This window comes from Feifania hominis, assembly GCF_014384765.1.
In the GTDB taxonomy this organism is placed as follows: Bacteria; Bacillota; Clostridia; order Oscillospirales; family Feifaniaceae; genus Feifania; species Feifania hominis.
This window is the reverse complement of record NZ_JACRSP010000001.1, coordinates 189,535-209,152: the sequence shown is the minus strand read 5'-3', so window position 1 is coordinate 209,152 and position 19,618 is coordinate 189,535. Positions and strand designations below refer to the sequence as shown.

Annotated in this window: 20 protein-coding genes and 2 tRNA genes; 9 read left to right on the top strand and 13 right to left on the bottom strand. The window is 55.9% G+C overall.

All coding sequences use genetic code 11. The annotated features are described in order from the left end of the window. Positions 1 to 37 precede the first annotated feature (37 nt). The 7 genes from H8695_RS01010 to H8695_RS00980 form a co-directional block, all read right to left on the bottom strand. On the bottom strand, positions 38 to 1,186 hold the full coding sequence (locus tag H8695_RS01010; RefSeq protein WP_249298912.1) for an AI-2E family transporter: 1,149 nt from the start codon (positions 1,184 to 1,186) through the stop codon (positions 38 to 40). Positions 1,187 to 1,242: 56 nt separating this feature from the next. Then, complete coding sequence (locus H8695_RS01005) at positions 1,243 to 2,382, bottom strand: MGDG synthase family glycosyltransferase (protein ID WP_249298911.1); 1,140 nt, start codon at positions 2,380 to 2,382, stop codon at positions 1,243 to 1,245. Between the two features lie 149 nt (positions 2,383 to 2,531). Then, positions 2,532 to 2,819, bottom strand: coding sequence for a septation regulator SpoVG (spoVG, locus tag H8695_RS01000; protein ID WP_249298910.1), 288 nt, complete (start codon positions 2,817 to 2,819; stop codon positions 2,532 to 2,534). 113 nt (positions 2,820 to 2,932) lie between these two features. Beyond that, complete coding sequence (locus H8695_RS00995; RefSeq protein WP_249298909.1) at positions 2,933 to 4,300, bottom strand: TrpB-like pyridoxal phosphate-dependent enzyme; 1,368 nt, start codon at positions 4,298 to 4,300, stop codon at positions 2,933 to 2,935. A gap of 356 nt (positions 4,301 to 4,656) precedes the next feature. After that, a complete protein-coding gene (locus H8695_RS00990; protein WP_249298908.1) occupies positions 4,657 to 5,256 on the bottom strand; it encodes a hypothetical protein in 600 nt (199 codons plus the stop codon). Continuing rightward, on the bottom strand, positions 5,243 to 5,728 hold the full coding sequence (locus tag H8695_RS00985; protein ID WP_249298907.1) for a sigma-70 family RNA polymerase sigma factor: 486 nt from the start codon (positions 5,726 to 5,728) through the stop codon (positions 5,243 to 5,245). Before H8695_RS00985 ends, H8695_RS00990 begins: the two co-directional genes overlap by 14 nt. Before the next feature lie 46 nt (positions 5,729 to 5,774). After that, the gene (locus H8695_RS00980; RefSeq protein ID WP_249298906.1) at positions 5,775 to 6,644 is read right to left on the bottom strand and encodes a copper amine oxidase N-terminal domain-containing protein; all 870 of its coding nucleotides are present in this window, start codon (positions 6,642 to 6,644) and stop codon (positions 5,775 to 5,777) included. Positions 6,645 to 6,815: 171 nt separating this feature from the next. Here H8695_RS00980 and H8695_RS00975 point away from each other — a divergent pair, with 171 nt between their 5' ends. Next, the gene (locus tag H8695_RS00975; protein ID WP_249298905.1) at positions 6,816 to 7,778 is read left to right on the top strand and encodes an aldo/keto reductase; all 963 of its coding nucleotides are present in this window, start codon (positions 6,816 to 6,818) and stop codon (positions 7,776 to 7,778) included. A 308-nt stretch (positions 7,779 to 8,086) separates the two neighbouring features. Here the strand turns inward: H8695_RS00975 and H8695_RS00970 are convergent, their stop codons facing one another. Then, positions 8,087 to 8,482, bottom strand: a complete 396-nt coding sequence (locus tag H8695_RS00970) for an Rrf2 family transcriptional regulator (protein ID WP_249298904.1) — start codon at positions 8,480 to 8,482, stop codon at positions 8,087 to 8,089. A gap of 414 nt (positions 8,483 to 8,896) precedes the next feature. Here H8695_RS00970 and H8695_RS00965 point away from each other — a divergent pair, with 414 nt between their 5' ends. After that, positions 8,897 to 10,180, top strand: a complete 1,284-nt coding sequence (locus tag H8695_RS00965; RefSeq protein ID WP_249298903.1) for an O-acetylhomoserine aminocarboxypropyltransferase/cysteine synthase family protein — start codon at positions 8,897 to 8,899, stop codon at positions 10,178 to 10,180. Between the two features lie 13 nt (positions 10,181 to 10,193). Further along, complete coding sequence (gene cysK, locus H8695_RS00960) at positions 10,194 to 11,126, top strand: cysteine synthase A (protein WP_249298902.1); 933 nt, start codon at positions 10,194 to 10,196, stop codon at positions 11,124 to 11,126. Positions 11,127 to 11,428: 302 nt separating this feature from the next. Here the strand turns inward: cysK and H8695_RS00955 are convergent. The 4 genes from H8695_RS00955 to H8695_RS00940 all read right to left on the bottom strand — a co-directional run bounded on the left by H8695_RS00955 (position 11,429) and on the right by H8695_RS00940 (position 14,422). Beyond that, positions 11,429 to 11,515 (bottom strand) — tRNA-Leu (locus H8695_RS00955). 3 nt (positions 11,516 to 11,518) lie between these two features. After that, positions 11,519 to 11,603: transfer RNA gene (locus tag H8695_RS00950), tRNA-Leu, on the bottom strand. Positions 11,604 to 11,705: 102 nt separating this feature from the next. Further along, a complete protein-coding gene (locus H8695_RS00945; RefSeq protein WP_249298901.1) occupies positions 11,706 to 13,283 on the bottom strand; it encodes an ABC transporter permease/substrate-binding protein in 1,578 nt (525 codons plus the stop codon). Continuing rightward, a complete protein-coding gene (locus H8695_RS00940; protein ID WP_249298900.1) occupies positions 13,280 to 14,422 on the bottom strand; it encodes an ABC transporter ATP-binding protein in 1,143 nt (380 codons plus the stop codon). The genes H8695_RS00945 and H8695_RS00940 overlap by 4 nt, the downstream gene beginning before the upstream one ends. 157 nt (positions 14,423 to 14,579) lie before the next feature. Here H8695_RS00940 and H8695_RS00935 point away from each other — a divergent pair, with 157 nt between their 5' ends. The 3 genes from H8695_RS00935 (at position 14,580) to H8695_RS00925 (ending at position 16,961) form a co-directional block, all read left to right on the top strand. Continuing rightward, a complete protein-coding gene (locus tag H8695_RS00935; RefSeq protein WP_249298899.1) occupies positions 14,580 to 15,593 on the top strand; it encodes a GH25 family lysozyme in 1,014 nt (337 codons plus the stop codon). A 140-nt stretch (positions 15,594 to 15,733) separates the two neighbouring features. Next, positions 15,734 to 16,684: an alpha/beta hydrolase gene (locus tag H8695_RS00930; protein ID WP_249298898.1), complete on the top strand. Its 951-nt coding sequence runs from the start codon at positions 15,734 to 15,736 to the stop codon at positions 16,682 to 16,684. After that, complete coding sequence (locus H8695_RS00925; RefSeq protein WP_249298897.1) at positions 16,671 to 16,961, top strand: MGMT family protein; 291 nt, start codon at positions 16,671 to 16,673, stop codon at positions 16,959 to 16,961. The genes H8695_RS00930 and H8695_RS00925 overlap by 14 nt, the downstream gene beginning before the upstream one ends. A 34-nt stretch (positions 16,962 to 16,995) precedes the next feature. Here H8695_RS00925 and H8695_RS00920 read toward each other — a convergent pair whose 3' ends face one another. Beyond that, a complete protein-coding gene (locus H8695_RS00920) occupies positions 16,996 to 17,571 on the bottom strand; it encodes an N-acetylmuramoyl-L-alanine amidase (protein ID WP_249298896.1) in 576 nt (191 codons plus the stop codon). A gap of 133 nt (positions 17,572 to 17,704) precedes the next feature. On the opposite strand from H8695_RS00920, the gene H8695_RS00915 reads away from it, so the two are divergent. The 3 genes from H8695_RS00915 to H8695_RS00905 are packed head-to-tail and all read left to right on the top strand — an operon-like array spanning position 17,705 to position 19,615. After that, positions 17,705 to 18,025 carry a PadR family transcriptional regulator gene (locus tag H8695_RS00915; RefSeq protein ID WP_249298895.1) on the top strand — a complete coding sequence of 107 codons (321 nt, stop codon included), beginning with the start codon at positions 17,705 to 17,707 and terminating at the stop codon, positions 18,023 to 18,025. After that, positions 18,018 to 18,608 (top strand): DUF1700 domain-containing protein, encoded by a 591-nt coding sequence (locus tag H8695_RS00910; protein ID WP_249298894.1) that lies wholly within the window; start codon positions 18,018 to 18,020, stop codon positions 18,606 to 18,608. Before H8695_RS00915 ends, H8695_RS00910 begins: the two co-directional genes overlap by 8 nt. Further along, positions 18,605 to 19,615 carry a DUF4097 family beta strand repeat-containing protein gene (locus tag H8695_RS00905; protein WP_249298893.1) on the top strand — a complete coding sequence of 337 codons (1,011 nt, stop codon included), beginning with the start codon at positions 18,605 to 18,607 and terminating at the stop codon, positions 19,613 to 19,615. Before H8695_RS00910 ends, H8695_RS00905 begins: the two co-directional genes overlap by 4 nt. Positions 19,616 to 19,618: the final 3 nt, after the last annotated feature.

Below are 19,618 nucleotides of genomic sequence, written 5' to 3'. Positions count from 1 at the left end.
CCCAAGAGAAAGGCTGTGCCGAAACACAGCCCTTTGATCAGTCGGCCGCCTCTGCCTCTTCCTGCGGCGGGGTCGCCTCAACCTTGTCGGGCGGCACCTCGCGATTCTTCAGCCTCCGGTTGACATATCGGCCGAAGAGCGTGTAGAACACCGAGAAAGTCGGAATGCCGAGCAGAATGCCCGTAAAGCCCATCAGCGCGCTGCCGCAGAGCATTGCAAACATGACCCAAAGTCCCGGCAGACCGATGGAGCTGCCCATGACCCGCGGGTAGATGAGATTTCCCTCCACCTGCTGCAGCACGATGATGAAGACGAGAAACCAGATCGCTTTCATCGGGTCGACAAGCAGAATGATAAACGCCCCGAACGCCGCGCCGATAAATGCACCGAAAATTGGGATAAGCGCTGTGATGCCCACAAAGGCACTCACCAAAAGCGCGTAGGGCATGCGCAGAATGCTCATACCCGTAAAGCAGAGCACCGCGATGATAAAGGCCTCGGTGAGCTGGCCCGAGACGAACTCGCTGAACGTCCGGTTGGAGATCTTCCCGACCTCCAGAATCTTGTCGGCGGTTTTTTCCTGCAAAAAGGCATAGAGCAGTTTTTTGCTCTGGCGCGCGAGCTTCTCCTTGTTCGCGAGCATATAAATGCCCATGATGATGCCCATAAAGACCGATACCACCGACGAGGTCAGGCTCTTGGTAAAGTTGAACAGGTGCGGCAGAAAGTTCTTCAGGGCGTTGACCGCCATGCTCAGAAAGTCGTTCCACCAGGCGGTCATCTGCTCCCAGATCTCCTCGGGAATGACGATGTTTTCACCGATGTCGGCGACAAACTTCTGAAGCGTGTCCGCATAGACGTAGATGTTGTTTGAAAACGTCACAACGCTCTGACTGAGCCCCGGAATGATAAAGGAGAACAGCGCCACAATCAGGGCGATGGCGAGCACAAACACAATCAAAATGCACACCGGGCGGTGAATCTTCTGCCAGAGCCTGCTCTTTCGCTCGAGAGAGGCGAACACTCTCGTCTCAAAAAAGCGCAGGGGAATGTTGAGCACAAAGGCCACAAAGATGCCGTAGACCACGGGCATGAGCACGCTCAGAAAGCCGTCAAAGTAGCCCTTTACCCACTTGAAGTTGGTCAGCAGCACAAACAGGACCACCGCGTAAGTGATCAAAAACATCGGCCGCCGCAAACCGCGGCGCTTCATTTTTTCATTGAGTCCTTCCATCCTGTCCCTCACAGATCATAGTATCCGGGGGCGAGCTCCCCCAGGTCGCGGACGAATTCACAGAGCGTTCTGGTCGACTCCGGTTTGCCGATGAGCTTCATGTTTTCCATCATGCCCGCCCGGTGCTCCGTGTAGCGGAAGAATTGAAAGATCACATCGCCGATCGGCGCAGTCTTGGAGGCATACATTGCGACGCCGTTGTTGAGCAGAAATTCGAGGTTGCGGTCCTCCTGCCCCGGAATCGGCGTCATGGCAATCATGGGCAATCCCTTGGCGAGCGCCTCCGACGTCGTCAGCCCACCCGGCTTTGTGATGATGCAGTCGGCGGCGTCCATGAGGATGTTGACCTCGGTGGTAAAGCCGAAGTTGAAGAGCTTCTTTTTGAGCTTGAGTCCGTCGATCTTCTCTTTGGCCGATTTGTTGTTGCCGCAGACCGACACAATCTGAAAGTCGAGCGGCACCTCATCGAGCTGTTCGATCATCTCCTCCATGTGGCCGTAGCCCATGCTTCCGCTCATGATGAGCACCGTGAACTTGTCCAAATCAAAGCCGAAGTGCGCACGGGCCTCCCCTTTCTCATGGTGAACGGAGAACTTGGGATTGATCGGAATGCCGAACGGGAGCATCTTTTTGACGTCCATCCCCTTGCGGCGCATCTCGGCTTCCATCAGGTCGCTCGCGACTACAATGTACTCGATCTGTGCCACATCCGGCCAGAACGGGTGGATGTTGAAGTCGGTGACAATGCCGATGGTCGGCAGCTCCCGGTAGACACCCTTGAGCTTGAGGGCGTTGAGAATCTGTGCGGCAAAGACATGGGTGCAGACCACGGCGTCCGGCTTGTAGGCGTCAATAAAATGGCGCAGCTTCGAGGAGAGCACACTGTTTGCAAGATTGGAAACCGAGTAGCGCGAGGTGTTTCGCTGCTTGTTCTCGGCGATGCGGTAAACTCTGCGATAGGCGCCCTTGGTGTATTTTGACGTGATGAGATAGCCCTTTGAAATGGTATGGCAGAGAAGCGGGCTTATGTACTCAAAGGTGTCGAGCACCGTGCTCTCGATTCCCATGCCGGTGAAGTAATTGGATATTGCCTTGGCAGTCGAATTGTGTCCCTCCCCCGCGGTGATGGACAGAATCAATACTCTCATAAGGCCTCCATACGATTTGTTCTTGATTTCCCACGGAACCATTCTATTCTATTTTGGCAGGTTTTTCAACCGACAGATTTCTTAACATTTTCCCATTTTGCGCGGCGGCGAACATGAATAAAGCGGCATCCGACCGGATGCCGCCGTCTCTACTCACCCGGCGCCTGCTGCTGGCTTCGCCGGTCGAGTTCTTCGTGGTAGGCCTTGAGCACTGACTCCTCGAGAAACGTGCGAAAGGCGCTGTTGATCGGGTGGACAATGTCGATGAACGTCCCGTCGCTCGTGCGGCGGCTCGGTGTGGCGATAAATTCCCGCTGCTCCCCCGCAATTACGCGGATGTCATGGCAGACAAGACTGTCGTCAAAGGTCACTGAGACCACCGCGCGCACCTTTCCCTCATCGATGAGCTTTCTGATTTTGATGTCTGTGATTGTCACTGCAAAGCCGCTCCTTTCGTGGTGTCACTTGCACTAGTATCGGCCTTGCGAAGACAGAATATTCCTTTTTCCTCTGTAAAAAAGCGGGCGGAGAAATCCGCCCGCTCGTCTTTCTATTCCACTTTTGGCAGCTGCGCAAAGCTCGCCTCGAGCTCTTCGTCGCTGGGGATGGTATCGGTCATCCTGCCGTCGTTGTACTTCTCGTAGGCGGTCATGTCAAAATAGCCCGTGCCGGTCAACCCGAAGACAATGGTCTTCTCCTCACCGGTCTCTTTGCACTTGAGCGCCTCGTCGATGGCCGCACGGATGGCATGGCTCGACTCGGGCGCGGGCAGCGTGCCCTCGACCCGGGCGAAGAGCACCGCCGCGTCGAAGACCGAGGTCTGCTCAACCGCTCTGGCCTCCATCAGCCCGTCGGCGTAGAGCTGAGAGAGCACCGAGCTCATGCCGTGGTACCGCAGGCCGCCGGCGTGATTCGCGCTGGGAATGAAGCTCGAACCGAGTGTGTACATCTTCGCAAGCGGACAGACCATGCCGGTGTCGCAGTAGTCGTAGGCATAGCGGCCGCGGGTGAGCGACGGACAGGACGCAGGTTCCACCGCGATAAAGCGATAGTTGGCCTCGCCGCGCAACTTCTCACCCATAAAGGGAGAGATGAGACCGCCGAGATTCGAGCCGCCGCCCGCACAGCCAATGATGATGTCGGGCTTGATTTCGTACTTGTCGAGCGCCGCCTTGGTCTCAAGCCCGATGATCGACTGGTGCAGCAGCACCTGCGTGAGCACCGAACCGAGCACATACCGGTATCCCGGCAGGGAGAGCGCCGTCTCAACCGCCTCCGAAATGGCACAGCCAAGGCTGCCGGTCGTACCAGGGTGGTCCCTGAGAATCTGGCGTCCCACTTCGGTGCTCTCGGAGGGCGAGGGGGTCACACTCGCACCGTAGGTGCGCATCACCTCGCGGCGGTGCGGCTTCTGTTCATAGGACACTTTGACCATAAAGACCTTGCAGTCCAGTCCGAAGTGGGAACAGGCCATGGACAGCGCCGTACCCCACTGGCCGGCACCGGTCTCAGTGGTGACACCCTTGAGGCCCTGCTTTTTGGCGTAATAGGCCTGGGCGATGGCCGAGTTGAGCTTGTGGGAGCCGGAGGTGTTGTTCCCCTCAAACTTATAGTAGATTTTGGCTGGCGTGTCGAGCGCTTTCTCCAAAAAATACGCGCGCACCAGCGGAGACGGGCGATACATCTTATAAAAATCGCGGATCTCGGGAGGAATCTCGAAGAAAGGCGTATCGCAGTCGAGTTCCTGACGTACCAGATCGTCGCAGAATACGGGTGTCAGCTCCTCAAAGGTCATGGGCTTGTGCGTCGCGGGATTGAGAAGCGGTGCAGGCTTGTTTTTCATATCCGCCCGCAGATTGTACCAGGCTTTTGGCATCTCGCTCTCTTCAAGATAAATTTTGTAAGGTATTTTTGCCATGGGGACCATCCTCTCTTTTTGATTGCTCAAGCTCCCATGAAAAAACGCACCTGTCCTCTCATTTAGGACAGGTGCGTCATGCATCTGCGGTGCCACCTAATTTCGCCCAAGACGGGCGCGCCTTGTTCGCGTACCAACATACGCTAGCTGATATAACGTCCAGCAGCCGTCTTCCCTAACGCTCTGCGCTCGGTTCGCCCTCACGGGTCCATTCCCTCTTCGCCGCGCTGCCGTGATCTCACCATTCACGGCTCTCTTGAAGCGCGGGGAGTGAAAAGGTACTACTCCCGCTCATCGGTTTCATGGTCTCTTGATGAGTGAATGATAGCACCCCGCCGGCACTTTGTCAAGCAAATTTATCTCACGCTTTTGACGATTGCCAGCGCCGTTTGCTCGTCAATACCCTCGGAAAACGAGAGAGAAAAACTGTACCCGTCACCGCTCCAGGTCGCGAGACGAACCAGGTCCTGCGAGCTCTTGAGTGTGAGTGTCACATCTCCGGCGCGCTGCTCATAGGTCCTCTCGTACTGGTTGTAGTCCCCGCTGATATCCTGCTCGCCCTCGGCCATCCGATAGCAGATCTCCGCCGTGCCGTCGCCGAAGACAAGCTGTGCGAGTGTGCCGGCGACGACCGAGCACCGGTCGAGTACATAGCCCGCCGGCAATTCACCCGGCAGCTGCAGAACAAAGGGCAGCTCCTTTTGGAGCTCTTCGAGATCAGCCATATCGGCGTAGGGGTTGACCAGCTGCACACCCGGCTCACGGCTCGCCGAGAGCAGCGCTCCCATAGCTGTGAGGCCCACCGCGAGCAGCAGGCAGGCGGCAACCAGTACCGATGTAAAGCGGCGGTGCGGCTGCGAAGCGGTGCGGGGCGTCCTCTCTGCGCGCGCCAGAATACGCGCGGCCATGTCGTCGGGTACTTCAATGGGATCGAATGCCTCTCTATAGCGCTTCATCGAATCGCCCCCTCTCTTGAAACTGTTTGCGCAGCATCGCCCGCGCGCGGGAGAGCCGCTTTCTCACGGCGGATTCCCCCGCACCGAGATAGGCGGCGATCTGCGCAGTGGATGCGTCTTCATAGTAAAACAGGTGTACGACCTCACGGTATTTGACCGGGAGAGAACCCACTGCCTGGAGCAGCGCCAGGCTCTCTTCGGATTTCCCGTCTGCCGGGTAGTCCTCAGGCAGCTGCTCGTAGCGCCGCCACGGAGTTCTGAGTCTGTTTTTGCACAGGTTTGCCGCCACGCGCAGAAGCCACGCTTTCTCGTGCTCATCACTTTCAAACTCGGGCGCCTTGCGTAGCAGCTGCACCATGGTATCCTGCAGCACATCCTCCGCGTCGGCGCGGTTTCTCAGATAGGAATACGCCAGATGCAGAATGCTTTTCCCGTAATCGGCCAGCGCCCGCTGTACCTGCTGCTGGTTCACAGATCTCACCTCCCGAAGACCAGAATACCCTCAAGGGCCCGCCGTGTCAAATGTCGCGGATGATCTCCAGTACGGTCTGCGCGCTGAGCCCTTTCTCGCTAGAAAGGCTGTAGCTGACGCCGTCTTCGCACCACTTTGCGAGATTCACAACGCCGCCGTCACCCTTGAGCTCTACTTTCACGCCGTTCACCTCGACAGCTTTGAGCTCAGAGTAAACATTGTAGTCTCCGCTGATGTCCTCATCGCCGAGAGCCGCACGGAATGTGACGGCGTCGTCCCCACTGCGATAGGCAACCTGGAAGAGCGTACCGCCGATGACACTTGCCGCCTCCATTTTGTAGTCCTGAGGCAGCTTGGGCAGCTCGATGTCAAGTCCCGCAGCAGCCATCGCCGGCTCCACAGTGTCAAAACCCTCAATGGGATTCGGAATCTGTGTACTCTGATTCGGAATTTCAAAGCAAACATTCCTCTCGCCGGAGGTAATCGTCGCAGCCCCGTCAGACGTCACAACCGTGTCGCCGAGCAGCGCAAACAGATCAATCGGTACGAAGCTTGAGCCGTCAATCGAGACCGGCGCCGCGCCGAAAGACTGCGGCGCCGACATGCCGATGGCTGTGCTGCTGATTTTACAATAGCTGTCCACGCCGAGCGTCACATAGGTGTGGCTGACGCCGTTGTCCAAGTCAACGCGGCTCTGCTCGCCGTCCCAGGTCACGGTGTAGCCAAGGGCCTCGGCAACCATGCGAAGCGGCACCATCACACGGCCGTTTTCCAGGTAGGCCTCTCTGCCCGTGAGATCGAGCTTTTGTGTGTCCTGCGAAATGAGCGGTGCAATCAGAGCATCCCCCGCAAGGGCAGGTACGGCGGCAGTCGCGAGAAGCGCGGCGCCAAGTAAGAGAGCAATCGTCTTTTTCATTGTCGTTCATCCTTTCTGTTTCGAGCCGCTTTGCTGCGGTTCTACTCCGTATACAACCGGCCGCGCCGCTTTGTGACAAAAATTTGAAAATCATATTGACTTGGAGTCAGCTCCAGGTCTTATGCTGAAAGCAGATGTGTTGCCACATAGGGCAAAGAGAGGAGTTCTGTCATGGAATATGTTAAACTGGGGCACTCGGACATTGAGGTTTCCCGCTTTTGCATTGGCTGTATGAGTTTCGGTGACCCCGCGAGCAAGATGCACGCCTGGACACTGGACCCCCGCCAGAGCGAAGCCATTATCCGGCATGCGCTGTCACTCGGCATCAATTTTTTTGACACCGCGAACACCTACTCCGCCGGCACAAGCGAAGAGTATCTGGGGCGGGCCATTAAAAACAGCGTCGCCAGGGACCGGGTGGTTCTGGCATCTAAGGTCTACTTCAACGAGGGGCATCTCTCGAAGCAGGCCATCGCGCGCGAGATTGACGGCACACTCCAGCGCCTCGGTACCGACTATCTCGATTTGTATCTCATTCACCGGTTCGACTATGACACCCCCGTGGAGGAGACCATGCTGGCGCTCGACGGCCTTGTCAAGTCGGGAAAGGTTCGGGCAATTGGTGCGTCCGCCATGTACGGCTATCAATTTTACAATATGCAGCTCGCCGCTCGCGACAACGGCCTGACGCCGTTTGTCTGTATGCAGAATCACTACAATCTGCTGTACCGCGAGGACGAGCGGGAACTCATTCCCCTCTGCGAGCAGATGGGCGTGGCACGCACTCCCTACAGTCCGCTCGCCGCAGGGCGGCTCTCTCGCCTCGGTTGGAAAACGGATACTCTGCGCAGCAGAACCGATCAGACCGCCATGTCAAAATACGACGCGACACAGGATACCGACTACGGCATTGTGCTGCGCGTGCACGAGCTCGCCGGCCAATACGGCTGCACCATGTCTCAAATTGCGCTGGCGTGGCAATTTAAAAGAGGAGTCACGGCTCCGATCATCGGCGCGACAAAGCCCGAGTACCTTGATGATGCGGCAGGTGCGCTCGGCGTAACGCTGACGGATGAGGATGCCGCCTACCTCGAGGAGCTCTATGTGCCCCACAAAATTGTAGGGGCGCTGTAGGCTGTTCAGCGCAAGCTGTCCCGACTTCAAATGCGCACAAAAAAACGGAGCAGACGAGAAATCGTCTGCTCCGTTTTTCGTATGGTTACCAAGTGAAACGGTACGCATCAAAGCTCGCTGCGACGTGAAAGCAGAGACTTCATTCAATACCAAAAGGAACGTCTCGCAGACATCGCAGTCGCACACTCGAATTCTTAGACCCAATATGATGATTGAAATCTCGGCGTTTACTCAACGAATTTCATAGCACCATTTTTGTATCAGAATAAAAAATGGGCGGTAAATCAGCGATACAAAGGAACCCGTACTCACAAAAGGTCTGTCAGTCGTTTGTGATAGAAAAAATCGTGAACCAGCTGGTCATACTCTTTCCAGAGAGGAAGCGTTTTGCAATGTTCGGCTCTTTCGCAGGGAGCAGCACCTTCGACCAGACAACTTACCGTTGCAAGCGAGCCCTCCATCCATTCCAGGATTTCGCCCACCACGTATTCCTCCGGCTCACGACAGAGCACATAGCCTCCGCCGTGTCCTCCCTGCCCGGAAACCATTTTACCCTTTACCAGTTCTTTTACAATGATCTCCAGATATTTTTTGGAAATTTCCTGCCGGGCAGCAATGTCTTTTAACGGAATATAGCCTTTTCCGCTATGTTCCGCCAAGTCTAACATAACTCTCAGCGCATAGCGTCCCTTTGTAGAAATCACTACTTTCACCTCGTTTGACCTATTGTACCACAAGGTCAATAGGCAAATCAATTGAAAATGAATGTAAATTTTATTAAAACATATTGACATAGTAGGTCGATAGTAATACAATTCGTCTATAGAACGGTTTGCGCAGGCAAGTTGCAAAAGGAGGCGAACGTAATGACCGGATACAACAATTACCATGTAAATATCATCGCGTGTTGTCGAATGTTTAACTCCCGGGCATATGATATGGCTGGGGTTGAATTGTGCGCATTATGCAGCTGTTCGCCTCGAGATTGTGCTTGACTTATCAGCACAGTGTCAGCCATTTGCCCGGGAGCTTATTGGGAGCTTCCGGTTTTTGTTTTTTATGGACCGGTCTGTTTGATTGCGCTTAAACCGACAATATTGACAAAGGAGAACGCCATTATGAGTGAGTATAAATTTGAAACTCTGCAGCTTCATGTTGGGCAGGAACAGGCTGACCCTACCACCGATTCCAGAGCTGTTCCGATCTATCAGACCACTTCCTACGTGTTCCATAATTCAGCCCACGCCGCCGCCCGTTTTGGCCTGGCGGATGCCGGCAATATCTACGGGCGTCTGACCAATTCCACGCAGGATGTTCTGGAAAAAAGAATTGCCGCCTTGGAGGGCGGTGTCGCAGCACTGGCGGTTGCCTCCGGTGCCGCAGCGATTGCCTACGCCATAGAAGCACTTGCCCGGAAAGGCGATCACATTGTTTCGCAGAAGACAATTTACGGCGGCAGTTACAATCTGTTGGCGCACACGCTGCCTGCCTATGGCATTGAAACGACCTTTGTGAATGTACATGATCTTGCCGAGGTGGAAGCGGCGATTCAATCCAACACAAAGGCAATCTATCTGGAAACACTGGGCAATCCGAACTCGGATATTCCGGATATTGATGCTGTTGCAACCATTGCACACAAATACGGCCTACCTCTCGTCATTGACAATACTTTCGGCACTCCCTATCTGATCCGTCCCATCGAGCACGGTGCTGACATTGTGGTGCACTCAGCTACCAAGTTCATCGGCGGTCACGGAACATCTCTGGGGGGCATAATCGTGGACTCCGGCAAGTTTGACTGGAAAGCCAGCGGCAAATTTGCTCCCATCGCAGAGGCCAATCCCAGCTATCACGGCATATCCTTTGCGGACGCTGCAGGCCCGGCAGCGTTTGTCACTTATATCCGTGCCATTTTGCTTCGAGACACCGGGGCCGCGATTTCTCCGTTCAACGCTTTCCTGCTGCTTCAGGGTGTGGAAACGCTTTCTCTGCGGTTGGAGCGCCATGCCGAAAATACCAAAAAGGTCGTGGAGTTCCTCTCCGGGCATCCGCAGGTTTCCAAGGTCAATCATCCCTCCCTGCCGGATCATCCTGACCATGCACTGTATGAGAAGTATTTTCCCAACGGTGGTGCATCCATCTTCACTTTTGAAGTGAAAGGCGGTCAGGAAGCTGCATGGAAGTTCATTGACCATCTGAAGATATTCTCGCTGCTGGCAAATGTGGCAGACGTAAAGTCGCTGGTGATCCATCCGGCCACAACCACCCACAGTCAGTTAAACAGGACAGAACTGGCAGATCAGGGCATCACCCCCGGCACCATTCGTCTGTCCATCGGCACGGAACATATCGATGATATTATTGCAGATCTGAAAAACGGATTTGCCGCAATTGGTTAAGGAGGAAAACATCATGGCAAATATCTATAGAGGAACTCTTGGTTTGATCGGCAACACGCCTCTGGTGGAGGCAATCAATCTGGAGGCCAGCGAACGGCTGGAAGCAACGGTGCTGGTCAAGCTGGAGTATTTTAATCCGGCTGGCAGCGTGAAAGACCGCATTGCCAAGGCGATGATTGAGGACGCTGAGGAAAAAGGGCTGCTGAACCCCGATTCAGTCATCATCGAGCCGACTTCCGGCAACACCGGTATTGGTCTGGCGGCAATCGCTGCGGCCAAGGGCTATCGCCTGATCATCACCATGCCGGAAACCATGAGCGTCGAGCGCAGAAATATGATGAAAGCCTATGGAGCGCAACTGGTTCTGACGGAGGGCTCCAAGGGCATGAAAGGCGCCATTGCCAAGGCAGAAGAACTTTCCAGAGAAATCCCGAACAGCTTCATTCCAGGACAGTTTGTGAATCCCGCTAACCCTGCCGTTCACAGGGCGACCACCGGCCCGGAAATCTGGAAAGATACCGACGGCACAGTCGATATTTTTGTAGCCGGCGTTGGCACGGGCGGCACGATCACCGGCGTCGGTGAATATCTCAAGCAGCAGAAGCCGGACATCCAGATCGTTGCAGTAGAGCCCGCGGATTCTCCGGTGCTTTCCGAGGGCAGAAGCGGTCCTCATAAGATCCAGGGTATCGGCGCCGGATTTGTACCGGATGTGCTGAATACCGAGGTGTATGACGAGGTTCTCCCGGTGAAAAACGAGGAAGCCATTGACGCAGCAAAGCAGCTGGCAAAGAAAGAAGGCATTTCCGTCGGCATTTCTTCCGGTGCAGCTCTTCATGCAGCGGTTACGCTGGCAAAGCGGCCGGAGAATAAGGGCAAGGTCATTGTTGCATTGCTGCCTGATTCCGGCGATCGCTACTATTCCACGGCGCTGTTTATGGCATAGGGCATTGTGCAACTACCCAAAATCGGAAAAAAACTTTTACTCTGCCACAAAGTCTGCCGTCATTAAATCGTGCTCCTGTCAACCGGGGCCTGGATAAAAAAACAGGACACCAGTTTTGATACCCATGTATCAAAACTGGTGTTCTGTTATGGTACGAGTGGCGATACAGAACTTATACTTTCGTCAAAGAATACCAAACCGAAGCCCCGCGCAGCGGGTTTGGTTTGGTAAGGAGAAGCAGCGGTGAGCGCGCTCTGACTTTAAAAAAAGTCGGAGCAAGCGATACAAAGCTTGCTCCGACGTGGTGCGGATAAGAGGACTTGAACCTCCACGAAGTTGCCCCCACTAGAACCTGAATCTAGCGCGTCTGCCAATTCCGCCATATCCGCATATGGTGCGATCGATGGGACTTGAACCCATATGATATACATCACACGCCCCTCAAACGTGCGCGTCTGCCAGTTCCGCCACGATCGCATATGCCTTAGAGTGCAAGAGAGATTATAGCAAATTCCCATTTTGTTGTCAAGCAGATTTCTCGAATAAAATAAAGGGGGCGCTTACGAGCGCCCCCCTTTGTCAGTCAATCAGGCCCTTGCTCTTGAGATACTCGCGCGCCACGTTGCGGGGGTTCTCACCGTCGACATCGACAGCATAGTTCATCTGGGCCATTTCCCGTGTGGTGATTGCTCCCTCAAGCTTGGCTAAAAGCTCTCGCAGCTGTGGGTACTGCTCAAACACATCCTCGCGCACCAGATTCACTGCCTGATAGGGCGGAAAGAACGACAGATCGTCTCGCAGCGGCACCAGATCCACCTTGACGGTCATAGCGTCAGTCGAGAAAGCATCGGTGACATCCACCTCGCCTGATGAGATGGCCTGGTAGCGGATGTTGCCCTCGAGTCCCGTAACCGACTTGAACTCGATGCCGAAATCCTCCTCCATCTTGGGCAGCAGATCCTCACGCTGGGTGAACGCCGTCGTGCAGCCGAAGCGCAGCTGTCCCGCAGCCTCAATTAGGTCGGAGAGCGTCTCAAGGCCATACTTTTCAGCGGCCTCGGGGCTTGCGCTGATGACGTACTCGTTGCTGAAGCCCAGAGGCTTTGAGACCTCAATATCGTGTTCATCTGCCATCAGTCGAACCACCGTGTCATAGACTTTCTGTGTGTCGGTTTCCATCGGCTGCTTGAGCAAGATGGGAGAAATGACGCCTGTGTAGTCGGTGAACATGTCTATGTCACCGCGCTCGATGGCGGCAAAGGCAAGCGGCGAACCGTTGAGGTTGAACTTCTCCTCCACGGCGATATCAGTGTTCTCGCTGATCAGCTCGCTGTAGAGATAGCCGAGTATGATCGCCTCGGTAAAATTCGTGCTGCCCACCACAATCGTATGCTCCTCACGGTGGAGTGTCTTCGCAAAGGAAGCTCCCACCGGCACGACAAACATCAAAAGCGCCAGGGCAAGGGCGGTTGCCGAGCGGCCTACACGCCTGGCCCGGCTGAGTTGCACAATCCGGTCCGGAGGTTTGAGCCCCTCGGGTGTGATGGCCCTCTCCAACTTTGAGAGTACAAAGTCCACCAGTAGTGCCAGAATGGATGCCGGTATTGCACCGAGCAGCACCAGGTTTGGGTCGTTGGCATTGAGACCGAGGTTGATAAACCAGCCCAGGCCCCGCGCGCCGGCAAATGCCGCAATGGTCACAGTACCCACCGCTGTCACAGCCGAGATGCGCACACCCGCCATGATAAAGGGCGCCGCCATGGGCAGTTGGACACGAAAGAGTTGCTGCATTCTGGTCAGGCCGATGCCTGCCGCTGACTCCATGACTTTTGGGTCAATACTGGTGATGCCGGTATAAGTGTTTTTGATGATCGGCAGCAGCGCATAGAGAACCACCATGATGATTGCCGGCTTTTGCCCAATGCCGATAAATGGCACCAGAAATGCGAGCAATGCGATGCTCGGAATGGACTGCATGACGTTGGCCACACCGATGACTGCGCTTGCCACTGGCCGGCTTTTGGTGATGAGTAGCCCGAGCGGCACACCGATTGCCAGTGACAGCAGCACCGCCAGAGACGTCATATTCAAGTGCTCGAGCAGCAGCTCCAAGAGCTCCTGCCAGCGGTCGAGAAACATCTGCCAGAACCCACTCATAGTACCGCGCTCCTCTCCTGTGTGGCGTCGGGGCTCTCATAGCGCTTGCTCAGCGTTGCAAGCAGGCTGCTCTTGGTCAGGTAGCCCGTCACGTGGTTGTCCTCATCCACCACTGGTATGATGCCGGAGGCGTTGTAGTCGATGGTGTCGATGATCTTCTGGAGCGTCGTGTCCTCATGCACGGTGACAAAGTCGTTCGAGAGGAACTCTGACACCGGCGCCCGATAGTCCTGAAATTCCCGGAGATCTTCCAGCCACACAACACCCTCGAGCTTTTTGTTCTCGGTGACCAGAACGCTGTCGATGACATAGTGATTCATGGTCTGCAGCGCCTGGAGCACCGAGCGGGTGCGTGAGATGCAAACGGGATTCTTCTTCATGATATCGCGTGCTTTGATATACTCGGGGTTTCCCCAGATGCGATTCTTACCGACAAACTCCTCGACGTAGCTGTTGGCAGGCTGTTTGAGCACCATCTCCGGGCTGTCACACTGTACGATGCGCCCGTTTTGAATGATGCAGATACGGTTTGCAAGCTTGACCGCCTCATCCATATCGTGAGTGACAAAGACAATGGTCTTCTTAAACTGTTTTTGAAGCCCGGCCACTTCGTCCTGAAGTTCGGCCCGCGTCACGGGATCGAGAGCCGAAAACGGTTCGTCCATGAGAATGATGTCGGGGTTTGCCGCAAAGGCCCGCGCCACACCCACACGCTGGCGCTGCCCGCCCGAGAGCTGGCACGGAAAGAGACCACGGTACTCCTCGGGGTTCAAATTGACCATTTCGAGCAGCTCACTCACCCGCGCGGCGTGATCGGCTTTTGGCACGCCCGTAATCTTGAGCACCAGACTGATGTTCTCCTCAACAGTCAGATGGGCAAAGAGTCCCCCCTCCTGTACGACATAGCCAATCTGACGGCGCAGTCTGGTGTCGCTGATTTTTTTGACCGACACGCCGTCGATGAGAATGTCTCCGCTGTCGATGGCGTTGAGCTTGTTGATCATCTTGAGCAGCGTTGTCTTGCCGCAGCCACTCGACCCGATGAGAACCATCAGCTCCCCTGTATGAATGAGCAAATCGATGCCGCTGAGCACCTGCTTGCCCTTGTAGGCCTTTGATACATGCTGTAATTCTATCATGGAACCACCTCTCTGTGTGCCCAGTATAGCAGAGAGGGTATTAAATTCGTCTTAAGTATGAAGTCGGCATGTTAAAGGCGCATTAAGATCACAGGAACCCAGCGCTGGAAAACGGCATATCCTGATACTGTATCCGCGCTGATACAGGAGGCTTTCCATGCACAAATCGCATCGCAGGGCTCTGGCCCTGCTCACCATGCTCTGTCTTACCCTCTCTCTGGCGCTCTGCGCCCAGGCGCTGGAGCCGTCCGGGGAGCCCGCCCGCCGTGGAATAGACGTAAGCGAATGGCAGGGGTCGATCGACTTTGCCCGCGTCCGGGATGCCGGAATTGAGATCGTCTACATCCGCGCGGGGGCCGGCGGCGACTACGCCGATCCCGATTTTCGCACAAATTACGAAAACGCAAAAGCCGCCGGTCTCAAGATTGGCTTTTACCACTATGTCACAGCCCGTTCCAGCGCCGAGGCCGAGCAGCAGGCGCGCTATTTCGTCTCTCTCATCGGCGGCACTGTGCCGGACTGCCGCCTCGCGATGGACTTTGAGACCTTTGGCAGTCTCTCGCGCGAGCAGACCAATGAGATCGCACTTGTCTTTCTCGAGACGGTAGAGCAGCTCACCGGCAAGTCCACCGTCGTATACACCGATGCCTACAACGCCCGCGCCGTCTGGAACGATGCCGTCGCCGAACGCCCGCTCTGGGTTGCGCAGTACGGTGTCGATACCCCGGAGGACAACGGCAAGTGGGACAGCTGGGTTGGCTTTCAGTACTCCGATCGCGGCCGGGTCGACGGCATTCGCGGCAACGTGGATCTCGACTGGTTCACCGACGGGATACTACTCGGGGAGCAAGATGAAATTCCTCACACGCAGCACCACATTCTCTACCGCGTCCGCCGCGGCGATACCCTGTGGCGTATCGCGAGACGCTATGGTACCACGGTGGAAAAGCTCGCCGAACTCAACCACATCGCAGATCCCAACCGAATCTTTGTCGGCCAGATGCTGGAGATCCCCTCCAAGAGCATTGTCCCCGTAACCTATACAGTAAAGCGCGGAGACACCCTGTGGGGCATTGCCCGAAGATACCATACCACGGTCTCTCAGCTCGCCGGAATCAACCACATCAAAAATCCCAATCTGATCTACGTCGGCCAGACAATCAAGATATAACAGTTCTTTCAGACGGGCTGCAGCCCGTCTTTTTTTCAACGCTTACGGGCCTTTTATCTAAATATTTACAAATGGTTCAAAACTGCCGCGCCAGGCAATGATACAATACAAATAAGATACACATTCAGGAGCTGTTGGCTATGATCGGATTTCTGTGCGCCGTGGGGGCGCTTTTTGTCGTGTGGGCAGCTATTGTGCTCATCAGCTCACACCGCATTCTCCGCTCGCGGCACCAGTCGGTGGGGCGCACTTTTGCCAAGATGGAAAAGCGCAGCGACTTTCGCCGGGAGGATGAGAGCTCCTACCGGCAGGAAAAAGTGTCGATTGTCAGTGACGACGGTTTGAAACTTACGGGCTGGCTGCTTCCCTGCAACTACTTCACGGAAAAGGTCGTGCTCTTTGTACACGGGTTTACCGCCAACCACAGGCTCGCTCTGCCCTTTGTCAATTTCTTTCACAACCTCGACTACGACGTACTGGCCATCGATCTGCGCGCCCACGGTGAGAGCGAGGGGCGCTATTCCACCTACGGTCTGCTCGAGAGCCGTGATCTTGCCAACTGGGTTCGGTTTCTGCGCGCCCGTTACGGGGAGCATGCCGCCATCGGCCTGATGGGCCAATCCATGGGAGGCGCTGCTGTGCTTCAGTATGCAGGCGGTGACGAAGAACTTCTCTTCTGCATCGCCGACTGCACCTTTACAAGCGCAGAGGATGCTGTTCACTACCATCTGCGCCGCTCACATCTTGACTTTTCCCTCTTCTACAGGCCCATCGTGGCAGTTTTGCGGGCGGTGGGCAAATTTGACATCGCCGACGCGGACTCTCTTGCCGCTGTGAAAGACATCCGCTGCCCGCTTCTCTTCGTGCATGGCACCGCCGACCGGATGCTCCCCTGTGAGATGTCACAGAAGCTCTACGACGCGGCGAGCGGCGACCGGGAGCTCTTACTCGTCGAGGGTGCGCGTCATGTTCAAAACCTGTCGCTCGGACGCGCGGCATACTTCGACGCCATTACCCGCCTCACCCGCCGTGCCGAGCGCCGGCGCGCGGAAGCGGACAGCGAGGATGTGAAACCCGATGAATCGCGCTGAATTTGACCGGCTTGTATACGATGTCGTCGCCGGCATACCTGCCGGACGGGTCATCACCTACGGGCGCATTGCCGTGCTCATCGGCGCTCCCCGGTGCCCGCGGCATGTCGGCCGCGCCATGTACCATGCCCCGCAGGGGCTTCCCTGCCACCGTGTGGTAGGCGGCCGTGGCAATCTTGTCGAGGGTTGGCCTGAGCAGCGCACGCTACTCGAACGGGAGGGCGTCGTCTTCAAGCCCAATGGCTGTGTTGATTTAAAGCAGTGTCTCTGGATATAAAAAGGGACCCGCACTGGCGGGTCCCTTTTTATATCTATGAGATCGGCTCGTAGCCAAAGTAGTTTAAAATCCCCATATAAATTGCATAGGCAAACGCGACCTGATCGTTTGCAAGCCGCTCGGCATCGGCGGCGTTGGTCAGATACCCGAGCTCTACCAGTACCGCCGGCATGGTCGTGCGGCGCAGGACGTAGAGCGACGGGTTGACGCGCAGGCCGTTGTTCTTCATGCCCACAATGTCAACAATGGCATTGAGTATGCTCTCACCGAAGTAGTAGGCGGTGCTCCCCTCGCTGTAGACATAGACCTCGCTGCCGTTGATGGCTGGATTCACATTGGCATTGCTGTGTATGCTGATGAAGTAGTCCGCAGGCCAGCTGTTTGCAAGCTCCACTCTCGCCGCAAGGCTTGTGGCGTTGCTCGTGCCGAGGCTCTCGGTTGGCGTGTTGCGCGATACGCGCACCTCGAAGCGCGGGTCGGTTCTGAGCAGCTCCGCGAGATAGGTTCCCACATTGAAGTTGACATCCTGCTCGCGCAGGCCGTTCGCCTCAGCCCCGGCGTTGGGCCCGCTCGGGTTATGCCCCTGATCGATAAAAATCCGTATGGCCACAGTACCACCTCTTCTTCCCGTTTGATTACGGTTCTATTCTATTCGGCAGTTGCCGAATTCGTGCATCATTGTTGACAAATAATATTATACAATATATAATATCATTCGACATGCAACAGAAAGAGGTGGTTTCATGACCTTTCAGCTCGGGGCTGCTCTGCTCGATGCCTGTGTGCTGGCAACGCTGTCCCAGGGCGACACCTACGGCTATGTTCTCACACAGAATATCCGCAGGGCCATCGAGGTATCCGAATCAACTCTCTACCCTGTCTTGCGGCGGCTTCAAAAAGAGGGGTGTCTGACAACCTACGACCAGCCCTACCAGGGACGAAACCGGCGCTACTACGCCATCACGGACTACGGCAGGGCAAAATACGACTACTATCTTCGCGAATGGCAAAAATATAAGGCCTGTGTCGACAGTGCCTTGAAAGGCGGGATCTCTCATGACTAGAGCGGAATACTTCATCGCGCTCGAGCGCGAGCTGCGCGCGCTCCCCGAGGAGGAGCAGCGCTCGGCTCTTCTCTACTATGCTGAATACTTTGACGACGCCGGGCCTGAGCGCGAACAGGAAGTGATGGCGGAGCTCGGCGCCCCCGAACAGGTGGCGGCCCAGATCATGACCGACTTTGCCGTAAAGAGCGCTGCCGAGGCGCCCGCCCCTCCGGTCAAAAAGGGGCTGTCCACTGTCTGGATGGTGATTCTCGCGATCTTCGCCGCGCCCATTGCGCTGCCCCTTGCCCTTGCGGGAGCCATCGTGGTGCTCGCGCTGCTGCTTGTGGTCTTTGTGCTCATCGTCGCATTTTTCGCCGTGTGTCTCGCCCTGTTTGCAGCGAGCATCGCCGCTGCCATTTTGGGCCTGACGGCGCTTCCCGCCCATCCGCCCACGGCGATTGCTCTGATCGGCGCCGGCCTTGTGGTCTTCGCCGTCGGCATACTGCTGACCATGCCGACGATCTGGTTTGCGCGTCTGAGTGTCAGCGGCGTCGCGCGCCTCGGCTCCAAGCTCCTGGTGCGCAGGAGGGTAAAAGCATGAAAAAGCTGACCAGAAGAGCGCTTCTTGTTGCCGGCATCTGCTGCGCGCTCGGCATTGTGATGCTCCTTACCGGCCTCTCACTCGGCGCGCGCCACAGCTTCTATATTCTCAACAACCGCGTCTATTTCTATGAGGACAGCAGCTATGTCGCCGTCGAAGAGACCGTGGCCGCTTTTCGGGAACTCTCGGTCGATATCTCCTTTGCGGATGTGAGCGTTGAGCTCTCTGACCACTACGGGTATGAGTACGGGTTCCTTGACGAGCGCGTCACTCCCGAGGTGACATTGGACGGCGACAGGCTCACCGTGCGCCAGAAGCACGGAAGCGCGCCGCTGCACATCGGCTTTTCAGCAAAGAGCAACTATTTGGAGCTCTATCTGCCAAAAGAAGCGGCGCTCACGCTTGCCGACATCCGGCTTGCCAGCGGCAAGCTCATCTGTTCGGGTCTCACGGCCGACGAGCTGAAGCTCAAACTGGACTTTGGCAATATGACTCTGTCGTCTCTCACAGCGAAAGCCGCCGACATCGATCTTGCCAGCGGCAGTCTGAAGCTCTCCGACAGCGCGATGGATTCTCTGCGCTACGACGTCGACTTCGGTTCAAGCGAATTTCGCGGCTTTTCAGGGGGTGCGGTGGTCATAAACTCCGCGTCTTCGGGCATCCGGCTTGTCGACAGCTCCTTTGACAGTCTCTCCATCGGTCAGGATTTCGGCGACATCACTGCAACAGGTCTCACAACCGGGGCGCTGCGTCTCTCACAGAGCTCCGGCAGTTCGGAACTGACCGGAAGCATCCGCGGACAGACCGATATCAAAGTCGACTTTGGCAGCTGTAAAATCATTACAGACCTCGCCGAGAGCGCGTACAACTTTGATTTGAACGCCGATTTCGGCTCGGTAAAAGTGAATGGCAAAAAGCAGAGCGACCGGTTTTTGACCGAAAATAGCGCTGAAAATGCGATTCGGGCTGCCATCAGCAGCGGAAGCGTCACTGTCACAACCAACTGACGC

Excerpts from the sequence above, each read along its gene's own strand:
- H8695_RS00910 (WP_249298894.1), top strand. The coding sequence starts at position 18,018 with ATGACTAGAGCGGAATACTTCATCGCGCTCGAGCGCGAGCTGCGCGCG.
- cysK (WP_249298902.1), top strand. The coding sequence starts at position 10,194 with ATGGCAAATATCTATAGAGGAACTCTTGGTTTGATCGGCAACACGCCT.
- H8695_RS01005 (WP_249298911.1), bottom strand. The coding sequence starts at position 2,382 with ATGAGAGTATTGATTCTGTCCATCACCGCGGGGGAGGGACACAATTCG.
- H8695_RS00930 (WP_249298898.1), top strand. The coding sequence starts at position 15,734 with ATGATCGGATTTCTGTGCGCCGTGGGGGCGCTTTTTGTCGTGTGGGCA.
- H8695_RS00915 (WP_249298895.1), top strand. The coding sequence starts at position 17,705 with ATGACCTTTCAGCTCGGGGCTGCTCTGCTCGATGCCTGTGTGCTGGCA.
- H8695_RS00945 (WP_249298901.1), bottom strand. The coding sequence starts at position 13,283 with ATGAGTGGGTTCTGGCAGATGTTTCTCGACCGCTGGCAGGAGCTCTTG.
- H8695_RS00925 (WP_249298897.1), top strand. The coding sequence starts at position 16,671 with ATGAATCGCGCTGAATTTGACCGGCTTGTATACGATGTCGTCGCCGGC.
- H8695_RS00980 (WP_249298906.1), bottom strand. The coding sequence starts at position 6,644 with ATGAAAAAGACGATTGCTCTCTTACTTGGCGCCGCGCTTCTCGCGACT.
- H8695_RS00935 (WP_249298899.1), top strand. The coding sequence starts at position 14,580 with ATGCACAAATCGCATCGCAGGGCTCTGGCCCTGCTCACCATGCTCTGT.
- H8695_RS00995 (WP_249298909.1), bottom strand. The coding sequence starts at position 4,300 with ATGGCAAAAATACCTTACAAAATTTATCTTGAAGAGAGCGAGATGCCA.
- H8695_RS00965 (WP_249298903.1), top strand. The coding sequence starts at position 8,897 with ATGAGTGAGTATAAATTTGAAACTCTGCAGCTTCATGTTGGGCAGGAA.
- H8695_RS00905 (WP_249298893.1), top strand. The coding sequence starts at position 18,605 with ATGAAAAAGCTGACCAGAAGAGCGCTTCTTGTTGCCGGCATCTGCTGC.
- H8695_RS00940 (WP_249298900.1), bottom strand. The coding sequence starts at position 14,422 with ATGATAGAATTACAGCATGTATCAAAGGCCTACAAGGGCAAGCAGGTG.
- H8695_RS00990 (WP_249298908.1), bottom strand. The coding sequence starts at position 5,256 with ATGAAGCGCTATAGAGAGGCATTCGATCCCATTGAAGTACCCGACGAC.
- H8695_RS01010 (WP_249298912.1), bottom strand. The coding sequence starts at position 1,186 with ATGTTTTTGATCACTTACGCGGTGGTCCTGTTTGTGCTGCTGACCAAC.
- H8695_RS00975 (WP_249298905.1), top strand. The coding sequence starts at position 6,816 with ATGGAATATGTTAAACTGGGGCACTCGGACATTGAGGTTTCCCGCTTT.